Genomic DNA, 13707 nt, shown 5'->3' on the forward strand with positions numbered 1-13707 from the left:
GGGCGCGGCTCAAGCGTGGGGGGACAGGTTGGATCGCTTGACGGCCAGTCTGCGGATCGTGCGTTTGGCATCGGACAGCGCCTCATCATCCAGACCGCTGCGGTTCAGTGCCAGCAGCACCTCGGCCATGCCCAGATCGGGCTGGGCGTTCACGGGGGGGGGGATCCCCAGCGCGGCGCGGACATCGGCTGGCACATCGGTCAGGTCCAGCAGCGGGGCAAGCGGACCTTCGGGGCGCGCGGCGCTGTCTTCCAGCGGTGCGGTGACGACCTGCGCGGTCACGGCGGCGCGCACCGCATCGACAACGGCCGACAGGTCGGCGGCGCGGGGCAGGTCGTCGGCATAGGGATCAAGGTCCTTGGTCAGCCGGGTCGAGCGCAGGTTCTGCCACCAGGTCGACCGCAGCCACGGGTCCGGCGCGCGGGTCGAAAAATAAATCACCAGGTCCAGCGCGGGGCCGAACCAGTGCCGCGCGTTATCGGCGATCACGCGCAGGATGTCGGGCGCGGCATCATAGGCGGCGATGCCGTTGCGCCCCGGCATATGGCCGCACAGATCCTCGGAAGACATCAGCACGGGGCGCGTGTCCTCGCGCCCGATGCTGCGGAAAAACCGCAATGCGTTGCGCCCGATGGCGGCGAAATGCTTGTCGGACCGCGTGACCGACCAGCTGCGGGCAGAGGCGGTCAGCGGGTCGAAATCCTCGCGCAGGTGGATGCGCAGATGCGGGGCAAGCGCGTCGCGGTTCTGGGCCAGAGCATGCTGCACGGTGCTGGTGCCGGTCTTGTGAAATCCCGCGTGAACGACGACCCGCGTCATTCCAGCAAGCCCTCTGGCGGGTCGGCGACGATGCGCCCGGAGGCCAGATCGACCGTCGGCACCACCGCCAGCGTGAACGGCATCAGCACGGTTTTCGACCCGCCGGGCACCACCAGTTCCAGCAGATCGGCGGCGCCGTGGTTGTGTACCGCCTTGACCCGGCCGATTTCGGCGCCGCCGGTGTCGAACACCGCAAGGCCGATCAGGTCGGCGTGATAGTATTCGTCATCGGGCAGGGCGGGCAGGCGGTCGCGCGGGGCGAACAGCCGCACACCGTTCAGCGCATCCGCGTCTTCCTTGGTACGCACGCCGGACAGGCGCGCGGCAAAGCCGCCCTTGACCTGCCCGGTCAGCTGAACGTCAAAGCGGCGCGCGCCGTCCTCGGTTGTCAGGGGGGCATAGTCGGCAATGGCCTCGGGGTCGGCGGTAAAGCTTTTCAGCCGCACTTCACCGTGCACGCCGAAGGCGCCCGAAATCGCGCCGACGCAGATCGTCTCGCTCATGTTGCTTGTCCCCGCGCATGAAAACTCCGGGTCACTGGATAAACCAGCGCCCGGAGCATTTGCAATCTTGTGCGCAAACTCAGAAGCGCAGGCGCATGGCGCGGGTCACGCCGAACCGAACGGTCCACTGGTCGGGATCGTCGACAATCGGGCTGTCGGCGGCGTCGTTGCGGTAGTTTTCCCAGGTCACGGCGCCCTCAAGCCCCCAGTCGTCGGTCAGCCGGTAGCGCGCGCCCATTTCTACGCCTGCGGACAGCAGGCCACCGTCGGCGTCATAGCTGCTCCGCGAGGCGGTCGCCTCGTCCGAATCCACGCCGAAATAGGTGTCGGCGTAATCGTCGCTGCCCCAAAACAGGCGGGGACCGATCGTCAGTTTCCAGCGGTCGTCGGGGCGGGCGATCAGGTCCATCCCGGCCTCTCCGACCCAGGCTTCATGGCCGCCAAGCCCGCGCCGCATGTCGGCAAACACCTCATAGCTGCGGCTCGTGAAGCTGACGCCAAAGCCAAGCTCGACCGCGGCATCGACATCGTCCATGCCGCGCAGCGTGCCATGGTCGGAACTGTCGCGTTCGGAAATATAGCGGAACGATCCGCGCATGCCAAAGCCAAGCGCGTCGACCCAGGGGTCGCTGTCGCCGAAGCTGCGCCCGTTTCTCAGCGTCAGCCCGTCAAAGCTGAACGCGATGTCGGGAACGGCCGTGTAATCCTCGGACCCGAAATAATCGGGCGCAGAGGCCACGCCACCGCGCAGCGTAAAGGCGACGCCGGGCTGGTTGCCCTGGGTCGAAAGCCGATCCTGAGCGGCCGCGCCGCTGGCGAGCAGCACGCCGACAAGCGTCAGGGAACAGGCGAAGCGCGAGGTGATCATTGGCAGCGATCCCGAAATGCGGTGTGAGTTGCAGACGAGCGCGTCTGACACGGAATCACCGTACCTTGCAAACAACAAAGGCGCGCGGGATGAACTCCCGCGCGCCTGCTTGCAAGGATGCAACAGTAATTACTCTGCCGCAGCCTCTTCGGTGGTTTCCGACGCGGCCGCGACCTTGGCGGCCTTGGCTTCGGCGCGATCGGTGGCGGCTTTGCCTGGCTTTGCCTTGTCGGGGTTGTTGCGGGTTTTCTTTTCGACAACGCCAGCCGCTTCGAGGAAACGCGACACGCGGTCGGTGGTCTGGGCGCCCTGGCCGATCCAGTGCTGAACGCGCTCGACGTCCATGTTCACGCGACGCTCGTCATCCTTGGCGAGCAGCGGGTTGTAGGTGCCGACCTTTTCGATGAAACGGCCGTCGCGCGGCATGCGCGAATCGGCGACAACGATGGCGTAGTGGGGGCGTTTCTTGGAACCGCCGCGGGCGAGCCGGATTTTAAGAGCCATTGTAAGTTCTCCTTGTGAATGGCGTGTGCTGACGGGTGGGCCGTCAGGATTGGTGACGTTCGTGGTGCTTGATGACTTCCTGAATGACGAAATTCAGGAATTTCTCGGCGAATTCCGGATCCAGATCCGCTTGTTTCGCCAGATCCCTCAGCCGCGCGATCTGCTGTTCTTCCCGCGCGGGATCGGATGGGGGCAGGTCGTGGGTGGCCTTGAGCACGCCCACGGATTGCGTATGCTTGAACCGCTCGGCCAGCGTAAAGACAAGGATCGCATCCAGCCTGTCGATGCTTTCGCGATGTCCCTTGAGCAGGGTCGCGGCACGCGCGACCGGATCAATGGTGTCAGTCAATGGCCCGGCCTTTCGGTTTGAAAAGGGGATCGGCGAAATTCGCGATCTCCATGTCGATGCCATGCGCCAGCTGCGTGCCGTGCAGCGCGGCGGGCGTCGGGTGGCGGTACACTGCATCGGTGCCGTCGATCGACGGCGCGGCGGTGTCCTTGGTCGCGCCAAGCCGTTCGGCAAGGCGGATGGAATCCAGGTTCTTGGGGTCGATGTAGCTGACCGCGCCGTCCCAGCCCATGTGCCGGTACAGATGCGCCCGCACCCGGTGGGTGGCTTCCAGCGCAAAGCCGCGGCCGGCCTTTCCGGGCCAGATGATCCAGGCGATTTCGCGTTCGGGCCATTTGGCGGGAAACCAGCCCCCCGCCATGCCGACGGTTTCGCCGGAATCCTTCAAATGGACCATCCACATGCCGAATCCCCGGATGTCCCAGTGGCCGATTTCGGCGGCGTACAGCATCCAGGTTTCATACGGGTTCAGCGGTCCGCCCATGAACCGGGACCGGTAAGAGGCGAAGGTCGCCTTGAAATCCGGGTAATCCTCGGGCGAGGGGGCCGACAGGCGCAGGCGGGGGGTGTCGAGCGTGGGGATGATCATGCGGCCCCCCTGGCGTGGCGCCAGATCTGGGTACCGTCGCCCTGAGTGGTCTCGGCGGCCATGTCGCGCACCGCGCCCAGCCGCAGCATCAGGGCATTGGCGCGGCTGTTCGATGCATCAAGGTAGGACACGACGCTGTCCCAGCGCAGGGTGTCAAAGGCATATGCGCGCGCGGCCTGCGCGGCCTCGAACGCGTAGCCGTTGGATTCGGCTTCTTCGGTCATGTAGACGGCAAGTTCGGCCTCGGGGTCGTCGTATTCGTACCCCAGCAAGACAAAGCCCGCCGACGGTTGCGTCTGTGCATCCACTGTCCACAGCCCGTGGCCGTGCAGCATCCACTGGGCGGTGTACTGGCTGAACACGGACCAGGCCTCGTTGCGGGCAAAGGGGCCGCCGATGGCTTCGGCCCGGTCCGAGCAGAAAATGTCGGAGAAGGCCTTGAAATCATAGATCCGCGGGCCGCGCAGTTGCAGCCGCGTGGTGTCGATCATCGGCACGCGTCCGCCAAGGCGGGCGGCGGCGCGCGCGCCGGGGCCGGGGCGGTGCTGTTCGCAGGCGGCGGTCATCCCAGCGCCTCGTCCGGGCCGGGGTGGCGGAACAGGCGTTCCTCGCCCATGGTGACGTTCTGGTAGGTGCGCTCGTGCCAGGCGCCCAGCCGCTCGGCAAGACGCGCCGACCGCTCGTTGCCCGGCACGATGTTCGAGGTCAGCGTGGTCAGGCCAAGGTCTTCGTAGGCATAGCGGCGCACGCGCAGCGCGGCCTCATGCGCGATGCTGCGGCCCTCGAAGCCGGCGAACACGACCCAGCCGATTTCCGGTTCGGGCCAGCCTTCGGGGTTCCAGATGCCGCAGATCCCGGCGGGCGTGCCTTCGGCCTTGGTTTCTATGGTGAAATAGCCGTAGCCGCGCATCTGCCAATGACCAAGGTTGGTGCAGAACCAGCGCCAGGCATCGGCGCGCGTATCGCTGCCGCCAAACCCGTCAGAGCGGGGCCGGTCCATCAGAAAGGTGATGACGTGTTCGGCATCCGACGCGATGGGGCCGCGCAGGATCAGGTTGTCGGTTTCCAGAACCGGGGCGGCGACAAGGGTCATGCGTAGGCCTCTGGGCTGCCATCGGAATCGGGGCTGTGACGGAAGACAAGGCAATCGGTGGGCGTATCGCCACCGGGCAGGGCGGCGGCGGGGTCGTGGACCGCGCCAAGCCGTTCGGCCAGCGCGCGCGACCGGGTGTTGGCCGGATCGACATAGGACACCAGCGTGTCAAAGCCCTGTGCCCAGGCCCAGTGCAGGGCGGCGGTCGCGGCCTCGAACGCATAGCCCTTGCCCTCGGCGGTGTCCAACAGCGTCCAGCCGATTTCACGTTCGGGGAAATGCGGCGGCTGGCAAATGCCGACCTGGCCCAGAAACACGCCCTCGCGGGTTTCGATCCCCCAGGCGCCGTGGCCCATCAGGTCCCACATCGCCATCTCGGACGCCATCCAGCGCCAGGCTTCCAGATGCGGGATCGCCCCGCCCATGTAGCGCGCGCGCTCTGTCCCGAGCAGCGCGCAAAGCGCCGTCAGATCGGCCAGCGTGTGGCCCCGCAGCGTCAGCCGCGGCGTATGAAGGATGGGGGCGGGCATCTATTTCTTCTTGCCGAACCCGCTGAGGCCGGGGGGCAGCCCGCCGCCGGGCATGCCACCCATGCCGCCGGGCAGGCGCTGGCCCATCGCCTTGGCGGCGGCCTCGATCTGCTTGGGGTCCATCTGGCCAGGATCCATGCCGCCAGCCATTTCGGGGGGCATGCCGCCTTTACCGAACATGCCCTTCATGGCCTGTTTCAGCATGCCGCCCTTGCCCATCTTGCCCATCTTTTTCATCATGTCCGACATCTGCCGCTGCATCTTGAGCAGCTTGTTGAGATCCGACACGTCCATACCCGACCCCTTGGCGATGCGCTTCTTGCGCGACGCCTGAAGCAGCGCGGGGTTGGCGCGTTCCTTCTTGGTCATGGAATTGATCAGCGCGATCTGCTGGCGCAGGATCTTGTCGTCCATGCCTGCGTCGTCCATCTGCTTGGCCATCTTGGCCGCACCCGGCATCATTTGCAGCATCGCGCCCATGCCGCCCATCTTGATCATCTGCTCAAGCTGCATCCTGAGGTCGTTCATGTTGAACTGACCCTTGGAAAAGCGGCGCATCATGCGTTCGGCCTGCTCGACCTCCAGCGTTTGCTGCGCCTTTTCCACCAGCGCGACGATGTCGCCCATGCCCAGGATACGGCCCGCGACGCGGTCGGGTTCGAAGGTTTCCAGCGCGTCCATCTTTTCGCCAAGACCGACGAACTTGATGGGCTTGCCGGTGACGGCGCGCATCGACAGTGCCGCGCCGCCGCGCCCGTCGCCATCCATCCGGGTCAGCACGACGCCGGTGATGCCGATGCGGGTGTCAAAATTCTCCGCCGTGTGCACGGCGTCCTGGCCGGTGAGACCGTCGACCACCAGCAGCGTTTCGCGCGGGTTGGCAACGTCGCGCACCGCCTCGACCTGGGCCATCAGCTCGTCGTCGATGGACAGACGGCCGGCGGTGTCCAGCATATAGACATCATAGCCACCAAGCGCGGCCTGCGTCTTGGCGCGTTTGGCAATGGCGACCGGGTCTTCGCCCTTGACGATGGGCAGCGTGTCGACGCCGATCTGGCGACCAAGGATTTCCAGCTGTTCCATGGCGGCGGGGCGGTTGACGTCCAGCGATGCCATCAGCACCTTTTTCTTGTCGCGCTCTTTCAGCCGTTTCGCCAGCTTCGCCGTTGTCGTCGTCTTGCCGCCGCCCTGCAGGCCCACCATCAGGATCGGCGCGGGCGGCGTGTCGATGCGCAGGCTGCCCGGATCGCCCTCGCCCGCAAGCGTCGCGATCAGTTCGTCATGCACGATCTTGACGACCTGCTGGCCCGGCGTGATCGACCTGGTGACCGCCGCGCCGGTGGCTTTCTTTTCAACCGCCTTGACGAACTGGCGCGCCACGGGCAGCGACACGTCCGCCTCCAGCAGCGCCACGCGCACCTCGCGCAGTGCGGTGCGGACGTCATCCTCTGACAGCGCGCCCTGTTTCGTCAGCCGGTCGAACACGCCGCCGAGGCGCTCGGAAAGATTCTCGAACATGGGGCGCTGAGCCTTTCGTCTGTTGATCCTGTGCCCCCGATGTGGGGACGGCGTCGCGTTTGCCAATAGGCCAAAGCGGAAAGGCCTCCGTGGGCGCAACGCGCTGACGGAGGGCGATCCCGGGCAGGGCCCAAGGGACCGGAGGCACGGTGACGGCATCCGGAATTGCCCGCGAGTTACCGACTTGCAACGTCTGAGTCAAGGATTGCAGGGCATCGGCCCCTGTTTTCGTTGCATCCCGGGCGCGGGCGCGGTACCGATTCCCTCGCGCCGTCCGGTGGGCGGGGCCAGGTTCGGCGCTATTTGTCCGTTGCGGCCCTTGTTTCGCAAGCAAGTGACCGTAAATTGCGCAAGCAGGTCACAGTGGCCCCGGATTGTCGCGGATGTTTGCCGTTGCAGAAAAACGGGCTGGCTGATTCGACTGAAAAGCGCTAAGACCTGACCTAGAAACACGCATTTCAAAGGTGATGCACCATGAAAACTCTTATGACTTCGGCCGCTCTCGTTGCCGCTCTGTCGACCTCGGCCGCCTTCGCACAAGAGCCGGTTGCCGTCGTCACCGTCGATGACCCCTATGCCGTGACCTCGAACGGTGTCGAGATCCCCACCGACGCGCTGGCAGCCCTGGGTGGTGCCGCAGTACTGATCGCGGTCCTTGCGTCGTCCGACGGCGACGACAGCTCCAGCGATTCCCCCGGTACGACCAGCAGCACTGGCACCGCCAACTGATAGACGACCCCGGGGCGGTCTACCGCTCTGCATCAGTATTGACTTTTCGAAAGCGCCCGGAGAAATCCGGGCGTTTTCCATGTTCAGCGACGGGTGCGCGCCCCCAAGATCCGCATGGGCAAGCCTCTGTGACGACTATTGCATTTGCGAACCAAACCGCCTCATATCGGCGGCAAAAGTGACCATATGCACAGGTGCCAGGCATGATGACCAATTGGGACGAGATCCGCACCGCCTTTCAGGTGGCGCGGATTGGAACCGTAAGCGGCGCGGCCGAGGTGCTGGGCGTGCATCACGCCACGGTCATCCGCCACATTGACGCGCTTGAACAGCGCATGGGCGTCAAGCTGTTCCAGCGCCACGCGCGCGGCTATATCCCGACTGAAGCGGGGCGCGATCTGGCCCGCGTCGCGCAGACCACCGACGATCAGTTCCAGCAGTTGGCAGGTCGCATCAAGGGGCAGGGCGAAGGTGTGTCCGGCGAACTTCTGGTCACTTCTCTGGTCAATTTCTTCCCGTTGATGGTCGGCGCGCTGGCGTCGTTTCGCGCCGCCTATCCGGACATCGTCGTGCGCTACCTGACCGGGGCGCGGCTGTTCCGGCTGGAATACGGCGAGGCCCATGTCGCGCTGCGCGCCGGGGCCGCCCCTCAGGAACCCGACAACGTGGTGCAAAGCTTTGCCCGGCAGGCCATCGCGCTTTACGGGGCGCGCAGCTACACAGACGCGCACGGAATCCCGACCGAAGGGCCGGACCTGGCCCGTCACGCCTTTGTCGGCCATGACGATCTGGACTCGCGCGCCCCGTTCGCGATGTGGATGCGGGCGAATGTGCCCGATGCGCGGATCGTGTTCCGGACCGAAGACGGGCGGGTGCAGCAAGCCGCGGTCCGGGCCGGAGCGGGGTTGGGGTTCGTGCCGGTGCACGAGGCTGAGAACGATCCGGAACTGGTGCAAATCCTGCCCTCGCGTGAGGAATGGTCGTCGCCGATGTGGCTGGTGACCCATGTCGATCTGCATCGCACGCCTAAGGTGCAGGCCTTTCTGCGCCATCTCAAGACTTATTCCGCCGGTCTCGGCTGCTGATGAGTCCGCAGGCACAGGGGCATCTTGCGATGCTTTGCTTTTCGGCACTGGTGGCGGGGTCTTTTGCGCTGGGATCGCTGGCGGCACCGCAGATCGCGCCGGTGGCCCTGAACGCGGTGCGCTTTGTCATCGCGGGGGCGCTGCTTGCGGCGGTGGCGCTGGCCAGCGGCAAGGTCGACCGGGGGTCGGTGCGCGCGCCCTGGCGCTACCTCGTACTGGGCGGGCTGATGATCGCCTATTTCGTTCTGATGTTCGAAGGCTTGAAGACCGCCGCGCCGATCAGCCTGTCGGCGGTGTTCACGCTGACACCGCTGATGGCCGCTGGGTTCGGCTGGCTGATCGTGCGTCAGCGCCTGACGCCACGGATGATGCTGGCACTGGCGGTGGGCGCCATCGGGGCGCTGTGGGTGATCTTTGGCGGCGATCTGGCCAGCGTGCTGCGCCTTGGGATCGGGCGGGGCGAGGCGGTGTATTTCATCGGATGCGCGGCGCATGCGCTGTACGCGCCGCTGGTCACGCGGCTGAATCGCGGCGAGCCGGCGCTGGTCTTTACCCTGTGGACCAATCTTGCGGGCACCGCGCTGCTGCTTGTGATCGGCTGGCCCGAAATCATGGCGACCGACTGGCTGGCGCTGCCCGGCGTGGTCTGGCTGACCATCGTCTACACCGCCGTCGCGGCGACCGCGGCGACCTTTGTGCTGCTGCAATTCGCGGCCCTTCGCCTGCCCGCGGCCAAGGTGATGGCCTACACTTACCTTACCCCGTCCTGGGTGATCCTGTGGCAAATGGCGCTTGGGCACGGGTTGCCGCCGGGGATCATCTTTGCGGGCGTTGCGATGACCGGGGGCGCGCTCGTGCTGCTGCTCAAGCAGGAATGATCGCGCTCAGGGGTCTTCGGGCGGCACGTCCAGTTCCGCCGCAAGGAACCGTTCGAAGGCGTCCAGATTGACCGGTTCCACCAGCCCGAAGCCAAAGATCCACACCGATGCTTCGCGCAGCGCGTCCGGTTCCAGCTGACACCACTTTACGCGGCCGTGTTTGGTCTGGCTGATAAGGCCCGCCGCCGCGAGGATCGCGAGATGTTTTGAAATCGCCGCCAGCGACATGTCGAACGGCTCGGCCACGTCGGTGACGGCCATGTCGTCTTCGAGCAGCATCGACAGAATGCGGCGGCGGGTCGGGTCCGCAAGCGCGGCAAAGACGGCGGAAAGCGTGTCGGTCATGCTGGCATAAGCCGTTGCGCAACGCCGCGCGTCAAGCGCCGGTCGGCCAAGATCAACCGCGGGGTTGAATATGCGATTGCCGCCCCGATGGCGCTAACGCGTGGCCCGCTGGCAGTATCTGCCCGCGCCGGGCAAAATTTATCATACTAAAATCAGTTGGTTGACCCTTGCTCGGGATTGCTTCACCGCTTCTTGACTCACGGCGCCCCAGCCCTTAGCAACATCCCGGAACTCCCCAGGGGGCAGGCAAGGTGAGCGATCCCGATCCGACGCAGCAAATGAAGGCGCTGGAGGCGAAGATCGCGGCGGTGAAAGCCGCTCGGGAGCAAACCACGGCCCACCAGGAGGAGCATTATTCACAGGCGAACCTTGCCTGGCGGATGGTGACGGAAATGGTGGCCGGTCTCGGGATCGGCTTTGGTATCGGATACGGGCTGGACGCGCTTTTCGGAACGCTGCCCTGGATGATGGTGCTGTTCACAGTGTTGGGGCTCGTGGCCGGCGTTCGCGTGATGATCCGCTCTGCCGCCGAGATTCAGGAAAAACAGCTGGCCCTGCAGGCCGGCGGACAGGTGGCCGACCAGGGCACCGAGATCGAAAAGAGGGACCGAGATGGCGACTGAAACAGCGCACGGTGCAGAGATGGCGGACCATGGCGCAGGCCAGGCCGAACAGGCGTCTGGCCTTGTCTTTCACCCGATGGACCAGTTCATCGTCAAGCCGCTGTTCGGCCATGGCGACGTGGGCATGTTCACCATCACCAACGTGACCCTGTGGCTGGGGCTTGCGATCCTGGCGATCTTTGCTTTGATGGTGCTGGGCACCTCGCGTCGCGCCATCGTGCCGTCGCGCAGCCAGTCGGTCGCCGAACTGGCCTATGGTTTCATCTACAAGATGATCGAAGACGTTACCGGCAAGGACGGCCTGCGCTATTTCCCCTATATCATGACGCTGTTCATGTTCATCGTCACCGCCAACTTTCTTGGTCTGGTCCCGATGAGCTTTACCACCACGTCGCATTTCGCGGTGACCATCGTGCTGGCGCTGGCGGTGTTCCTGACCGTGACCATCCTTGGCTTCGTCAAGAACGGCCCGTCGTTCCTGTCGCTGTTCTGGGTCAGCTCGGCGCCGCTGGCGCTGCGTCCGATCCTGGCGATCATCGAAATCATCTCGTATTTCGTGCGCCCGGTCAGCCATTCCATTCGTCTTGCGGGCAACGTCATGGCCGGCCACGCGGTTCTCAAGGTGTTTGCGGGCTTTGCCGCTGTCGCCGCCGTGTCGCCGCTGACCATCGTCGCGATCACCGCGATCTACGGGCTTGAGGTGCTGGTGGCCTTTATCCAGGCCTATGTGTTCACCATCCTCACCTGCGTCTACCTCAAGGACGCGCTGCATCCGCATCACTGATTTCGGGCGGGCCACGCTGGCCCGACCCAACCGCACACCCCAACACACGATCAACTTCCAGACGTAAGGAGATACCCCCATGGAAGGTCAACTCGCACACATCGGCGCAGGTCTCGCAGGTCTCGGCACGGGCCTTGCCGCCCTTGGCGTTGGCAATGTTGCCGCCAACTTCCTGTCGGGCGCGCTGCGCAACCCGTCGGCAGCCGCATCGCAGACCGCGACCCTGTTCATCGGCATCGCATTCGCCGAAGCTCTGGGCATCTTCTCCTTCCTCGTCGCTCTGCTGCTGATGTTCGCCGTCTAAGACGGATACCGACATCCTTACGCACGGGCGGCCCCCGGACTGAGAGGCCGCCCGAAAGACAACGTTCCGACGGAGGACGACATGGCGACAACACAACTCGCCGAAGATCTACCGGGCATCTGCGTCGACGATCACGGCTCCGCCATCGGGATGCCGCAGCTTTGCGCGGACTGGGTCCCGAACCAGATCTTCTGGCTGGTCATCACGCTTGTGGTGATTTTCTTCATCCTGTCGCGCATCGCCCTGCCGCGGATCGCGTCGGTCGTGGCCGAGCGCACCGGCACGATCACCAACGACATCGCCGCCGCCGAAGAGCTCAAGCGCCAGGCGGGCGAAGCTGAAAAAGACTATGACAGGGCGCTGGCAGACGCGCGTGCCCAAGCGCAGGCCATCGGTCAGCAGACCCGCGACGACATCAAGGCACAGCTGGATACCGCCGTGGCCGATGCGGACGCCAAGATCGCCGCCAAGACCGCCGAATCCGAAGCCGCGATTGACGAGATCCGCGCCTCTTCGGTTGCCAACATCGAAATCGTGGCAAAGGACACCGCGCTTGCGATTGTCGCGGCGCTTGGTGCCACTGCCGATCAAGAGACCGTGTCCAGGGCCGTCGACAGCCGGATGAAAGGGTGACGAACATGCGCAAGCTGATCCTCTCCAGCGGCCTTGCCGCCGTGATCGCCAGCCCCGCACTGGCGGCGACGGGTCCGTTCTTTTCCCTGCGCAACACCGATTTCGTGGTGCTGCTGGGCTTCCTTTTGTTCCTTGCCGTGCTGGCGTATTTCAAGGTGCCCGGACTGCTGGGCGGGCTGCTTGACAAGCGTGCGCAGGGAATCCGCGATGAACTTGACGAGGCGCGTGCGCTTCGGGAAGAGGCCCAGACCCTGCTTGCCTCTTATGAGCGCAAGCAGAAAGAGGTCGCAGATCAGGCGGACAAGATCGTCGCCAACGCCAGGACCGAAGCCGAAACTGCCGCCGTTCAGGCCCACAAGGATCTGGATGCCACCATCGCGCGCCGCATGGCGTCCGCCGAAGAGCGGATCGCCTCTGCCCAGGCGTCGGCTGTCAAGGATGTGCGCGACCGGGCCGCGATGGTGGCCGTGGCCGCCGCGCGCGATGTGATTGCGCAGGTGACCTCGGCGGCCGACAAGGATCGCATGATCGACGAGTCGATCGACGAAGTGGGTGCCAAGCTTCACTGATCCGCGACACCGACCGACGTCGCGAAAGCCCGGCCTTCAGGTCGGGCTTTGTTGTTTCGCGGGCCGGGTTTCCGGGCGCGTATCGGGGCGGGATCTTGCCGATCCCGCCCCGATACGGTAGCGCAGCAGGGACCGGGCAGCAGACCCGGACCCCGGAAAATAAAGAGGCAAGACGTGGCGCATATCATCGTTGTCGGAAACGAGAAGGGCGGGGCGGGCAAATCCACCGTCTCGATGCACGTCGCAACGGCGCTGGTGCGCATGGGACACCGGGTCGGCACGCTTGATCTGGACATGCGGCAAAAGACCATGGGGCGCTATTGCGCCAACCGCAGTGCCTTTCTGGCCGGCGAGGGCGTCGATCTGCCTTCGCCGTATTACATCGAACTGCCCGAGATCGCGCCGGAGATGCTGGGAGCCGACGAAAACATCAACGACCGCCGTCTGACCGAGGCGATGGCGATCCTGCGCCCTCAGTCCGATTTCATCCTGATCGACTGCCCCGGCTCGCATACCCGGCTCAGTCAGGTGGCGCATTCCATGGCCGACACGCTGATTACGCCGCTCAACGACAGCTTCATCGACTTTGACCTGCTGGCACGGATCGACGGGGCGACGGACCGGATCCTTGGACCCTCGGTCTATTCGGAAATGGTGTGGGGCGCGCGTCAGTTGCGCGCGCAACAGGGGCTGCCGCCGATCGACTGGATCGTGTTGCGCAACCGGCTCGGGGCGCAGCAGATGATCAACAAGCAAAGGATGGAAAGCGCGTTGGAACGGTTGTCGCGCCGTATCGGGTTTCGCATCGCGCCGGGATTTTCCGAACGGGTGATCTTTCGCGAACTGTTTCCACGCGGGCTGACGCTGCTGGATCTGCGCGACATCGGGGTTCGGGCGCTGAACATCTCGAACGTGGCGGCACGGCAAGAGCTGCGCGACCTGATGTCCACGATCAACCTTCCGGGCGTGACCGTGCGGTTCTGA

General features: G+C 65.0%; 20 protein-coding genes. 9 read left to right on the forward strand and 11 right to left on the reverse strand.

Annotated features, from left to right (window positions below):
• Positions 1–9: 9 nt before the first annotated feature.
• From ATI53_RS04025 to ffh, 10 genes are all read right to left on the reverse strand, one after another.
• Positions 10–819: a hypothetical protein gene (locus ATI53_RS04025; RefSeq protein ID WP_111549779.1), complete on the reverse strand. Its 810-nt coding sequence runs from the start codon at positions 817–819 to the stop codon at positions 10–12.
• The gene (gene rimM / locus ATI53_RS04030; RefSeq protein ID WP_009505640.1) at positions 816–1322 is read right to left on the reverse strand and encodes a ribosome maturation factor RimM; all 507 of its coding nucleotides are present in this window, start codon (positions 1320–1322) and stop codon (positions 816–818) included. The genes ATI53_RS04025 and rimM overlap by 4 nt, the downstream gene beginning before the upstream one ends.
• 79 nt (positions 1323–1401) lie before the next feature.
• The gene (locus ATI53_RS04035) at positions 1402–2190 is read right to left on the reverse strand and encodes a MipA/OmpV family protein (RefSeq protein ID WP_009505641.1); all 789 of its coding nucleotides are present in this window, start codon (positions 2188–2190) and stop codon (positions 1402–1404) included.
• Positions 2191–2319: 129 nt separating this feature from the next.
• On the reverse strand, positions 2320–2694 hold the full coding sequence (rpsP, locus tag ATI53_RS04040) for a 30S ribosomal protein S16 (RefSeq protein WP_009505642.1): 375 nt from the start codon (positions 2692–2694) through the stop codon (positions 2320–2322).
• 43 nt (positions 2695–2737) lie between these two features.
• A complete protein-coding gene (locus tag ATI53_RS04045) occupies positions 2738–3043 on the reverse strand; it encodes a chorismate mutase (RefSeq protein ID WP_111549780.1) in 306 nt (101 codons plus the stop codon).
• Entirely contained in the window at positions 3036–3632 is a 597-nt protein-coding gene (locus ATI53_RS04050) for a GNAT family N-acetyltransferase (protein ID WP_009505644.1), read from the reverse strand. The genes ATI53_RS04045 and ATI53_RS04050 overlap by 8 nt, the downstream gene beginning before the upstream one ends.
• The gene (locus ATI53_RS04055) at positions 3629–4198 is read right to left on the reverse strand and encodes a GNAT family N-acetyltransferase (protein ID WP_009505645.1); all 570 of its coding nucleotides are present in this window, start codon (positions 4196–4198) and stop codon (positions 3629–3631) included. The genes ATI53_RS04050 and ATI53_RS04055 overlap by 4 nt, the downstream gene beginning before the upstream one ends.
• Positions 4195–4725, reverse strand: coding sequence for a GNAT family N-acetyltransferase (locus ATI53_RS04060; protein WP_009505646.1), 531 nt, complete (start codon positions 4723–4725; stop codon positions 4195–4197). The genes ATI53_RS04055 and ATI53_RS04060 overlap by 4 nt, the downstream gene beginning before the upstream one ends.
• On the reverse strand, positions 4722–5255 hold the full coding sequence (locus ATI53_RS04065) for a GNAT family N-acetyltransferase (RefSeq protein ID WP_009505647.1): 534 nt from the start codon (positions 5253–5255) through the stop codon (positions 4722–4724). Before ATI53_RS04065 ends, ATI53_RS04060 begins: the two co-directional genes overlap by 4 nt.
• Complete coding sequence (gene ffh / locus ATI53_RS04070) at positions 5256–6773, reverse strand: signal recognition particle protein (protein WP_111549781.1); 1518 nt, start codon at positions 6771–6773, stop codon at positions 5256–5258. It lies immediately after the preceding gene.
• Between the two features lie 474 nt (positions 6774–7247).
• Here ffh and ATI53_RS04075 point away from each other — a divergent pair, with 474 nt between their 5' ends.
• The 3 genes from ATI53_RS04075 (at position 7248) to ATI53_RS04085 (ending at position 9465) form a co-directional block, all read left to right on the forward strand.
• Complete coding sequence (locus ATI53_RS04075) at positions 7248–7502, forward strand: hypothetical protein (RefSeq protein WP_051989503.1); 255 nt, start codon at positions 7248–7250, stop codon at positions 7500–7502.
• Positions 7503–7708: 206 nt separating this feature from the next.
• Positions 7709–8587, forward strand: coding sequence for a LysR family transcriptional regulator (locus tag ATI53_RS04080; RefSeq protein ID WP_034453024.1), 879 nt, complete (start codon positions 7709–7711; stop codon positions 8585–8587).
• Positions 8588–8616: 29 nt separating this feature from the next.
• Positions 8617–9465, forward strand: a complete 849-nt coding sequence (locus ATI53_RS04085; protein ID WP_009505651.1) for a DMT family transporter — start codon at positions 8617–8619, stop codon at positions 9463–9465.
• A 6-nt stretch (positions 9466–9471) separates the two neighbouring features.
• Here ATI53_RS04085 and ATI53_RS04090 read toward each other — a convergent pair whose 3' ends face one another.
• Entirely contained in the window at positions 9472–9810 is a 339-nt protein-coding gene (locus tag ATI53_RS04090; RefSeq protein ID WP_111549782.1) for an ArsR/SmtB family transcription factor, read from the reverse strand.
• A gap of 251 nt (positions 9811–10061) precedes the next feature.
• Between ATI53_RS04090 and ATI53_RS04095 the strand changes: the two genes are divergently transcribed.
• The 6 genes from ATI53_RS04095 to ATI53_RS04120 all read left to right on the forward strand — a co-directional run bounded on the left by ATI53_RS04095 (position 10062) and on the right by ATI53_RS04120 (position 13707).
• Positions 10062–10433 carry an AtpZ/AtpI family protein gene (locus ATI53_RS04095; protein ID WP_009505653.1) on the forward strand — a complete coding sequence of 124 codons (372 nt, stop codon included), beginning with the start codon at positions 10062–10064 and terminating at the stop codon, positions 10431–10433.
• On the forward strand, positions 10423–11217 hold the full coding sequence (locus ATI53_RS04100) for a F0F1 ATP synthase subunit A (RefSeq protein WP_009505654.1): 795 nt from the start codon (positions 10423–10425) through the stop codon (positions 11215–11217). The genes ATI53_RS04095 and ATI53_RS04100 overlap by 11 nt, the downstream gene beginning before the upstream one ends.
• A 79-nt stretch (positions 11218–11296) precedes the next feature.
• Positions 11297–11521 (forward strand): F0F1 ATP synthase subunit C, encoded by a 225-nt coding sequence (locus ATI53_RS04105; protein ID WP_009505655.1) that lies wholly within the window; start codon positions 11297–11299, stop codon positions 11519–11521.
• An 81-nt stretch (positions 11522–11602) separates the two neighbouring features.
• Positions 11603–12154 (forward strand): F0F1 ATP synthase subunit B', encoded by a 552-nt coding sequence (locus ATI53_RS04110; protein ID WP_009505656.1) that lies wholly within the window; start codon positions 11603–11605, stop codon positions 12152–12154.
• 5 nt (positions 12155–12159) lie between these two features.
• On the forward strand, positions 12160–12723 hold the full coding sequence (locus ATI53_RS04115; protein WP_009505657.1) for a F0F1 ATP synthase subunit B: 564 nt from the start codon (positions 12160–12162) through the stop codon (positions 12721–12723).
• A gap of 174 nt (positions 12724–12897) precedes the next feature.
• The gene (locus ATI53_RS04120; protein WP_009505658.1) at positions 12898–13707 is read left to right on the forward strand and encodes a division plane positioning ATPase MipZ; all 810 of its coding nucleotides are present in this window, start codon (positions 12898–12900) and stop codon (positions 13705–13707) included.

The sequence above is a fragment of the Salipiger aestuarii genome, from assembly GCF_003259905.1.
In the GTDB taxonomy this organism is placed as follows: domain Bacteria; phylum Pseudomonadota; class Alphaproteobacteria; order Rhodobacterales; family Rhodobacteraceae; genus Salipiger; species Salipiger aestuarii.

Bases quoted from the DNA above. Each gene is read 5' to 3' on its own strand.
- ATI53_RS04075 (WP_051989503.1), top strand. From the start codon at position 7,248: ATGAAAACTCTTATGACTTCGGCCGCTCTCGTTGCCGCTCTGTCGACC.
- ATI53_RS04060 (WP_009505646.1), bottom strand. From the start codon at position 4,725: ATGACCCTTGTCGCCGCCCCGGTTCTGGAAACCGACAACCTGATCCTG.
- ATI53_RS04025 (WP_111549779.1), bottom strand. From the start codon at position 819: ATGACGCGGGTCGTCGTTCACGCGGGATTTCACAAGACCGGCACCAGC.
- ATI53_RS04050 (WP_009505644.1), bottom strand. From the start codon at position 3,632: ATGATCATCCCCACGCTCGACACCCCCCGCCTGCGCCTGTCGGCCCCC.
- ATI53_RS04055 (WP_009505645.1), bottom strand. From the start codon at position 4,198: ATGACCGCCGCCTGCGAACAGCACCGCCCCGGCCCCGGCGCGCGCGCC.
- rimM (WP_009505640.1), bottom strand. From the start codon at position 1,322: ATGAGCGAGACGATCTGCGTCGGCGCGATTTCGGGCGCCTTCGGCGTG.
- ATI53_RS04115 (WP_009505657.1), top strand. From the start codon at position 12,160: ATGCGCAAGCTGATCCTCTCCAGCGGCCTTGCCGCCGTGATCGCCAGC.
- ATI53_RS04110 (WP_009505656.1), top strand. From the start codon at position 11,603: ATGGCGACAACACAACTCGCCGAAGATCTACCGGGCATCTGCGTCGAC.
- ATI53_RS04100 (WP_009505654.1), top strand. From the start codon at position 10,423: ATGGCGACTGAAACAGCGCACGGTGCAGAGATGGCGGACCATGGCGCA.
- ATI53_RS04080 (WP_034453024.1), top strand. From the start codon at position 7,709: ATGACCAATTGGGACGAGATCCGCACCGCCTTTCAGGTGGCGCGGATT.
- ATI53_RS04085 (WP_009505651.1), top strand. From the start codon at position 8,617: ATGCTTTGCTTTTCGGCACTGGTGGCGGGGTCTTTTGCGCTGGGATCG.
- ffh (WP_111549781.1), bottom strand. From the start codon at position 6,773: ATGTTCGAGAATCTTTCCGAGCGCCTCGGCGGCGTGTTCGACCGGCTG.
- ATI53_RS04065 (WP_009505647.1), bottom strand. From the start codon at position 5,255: ATGCCCGCCCCCATCCTTCATACGCCGCGGCTGACGCTGCGGGGCCAC.
- ATI53_RS04035 (WP_009505641.1), bottom strand. From the start codon at position 2,190: ATGATCACCTCGCGCTTCGCCTGTTCCCTGACGCTTGTCGGCGTGCTG.
- ATI53_RS04090 (WP_111549782.1), bottom strand. From the start codon at position 9,810: ATGACCGACACGCTTTCCGCCGTCTTTGCCGCGCTTGCGGACCCGACC.
- rpsP (WP_009505642.1), bottom strand. From the start codon at position 2,694: ATGGCTCTTAAAATCCGGCTCGCCCGCGGCGGTTCCAAGAAACGCCCC.
- ATI53_RS04105 (WP_009505655.1), top strand. From the start codon at position 11,297: ATGGAAGGTCAACTCGCACACATCGGCGCAGGTCTCGCAGGTCTCGGC.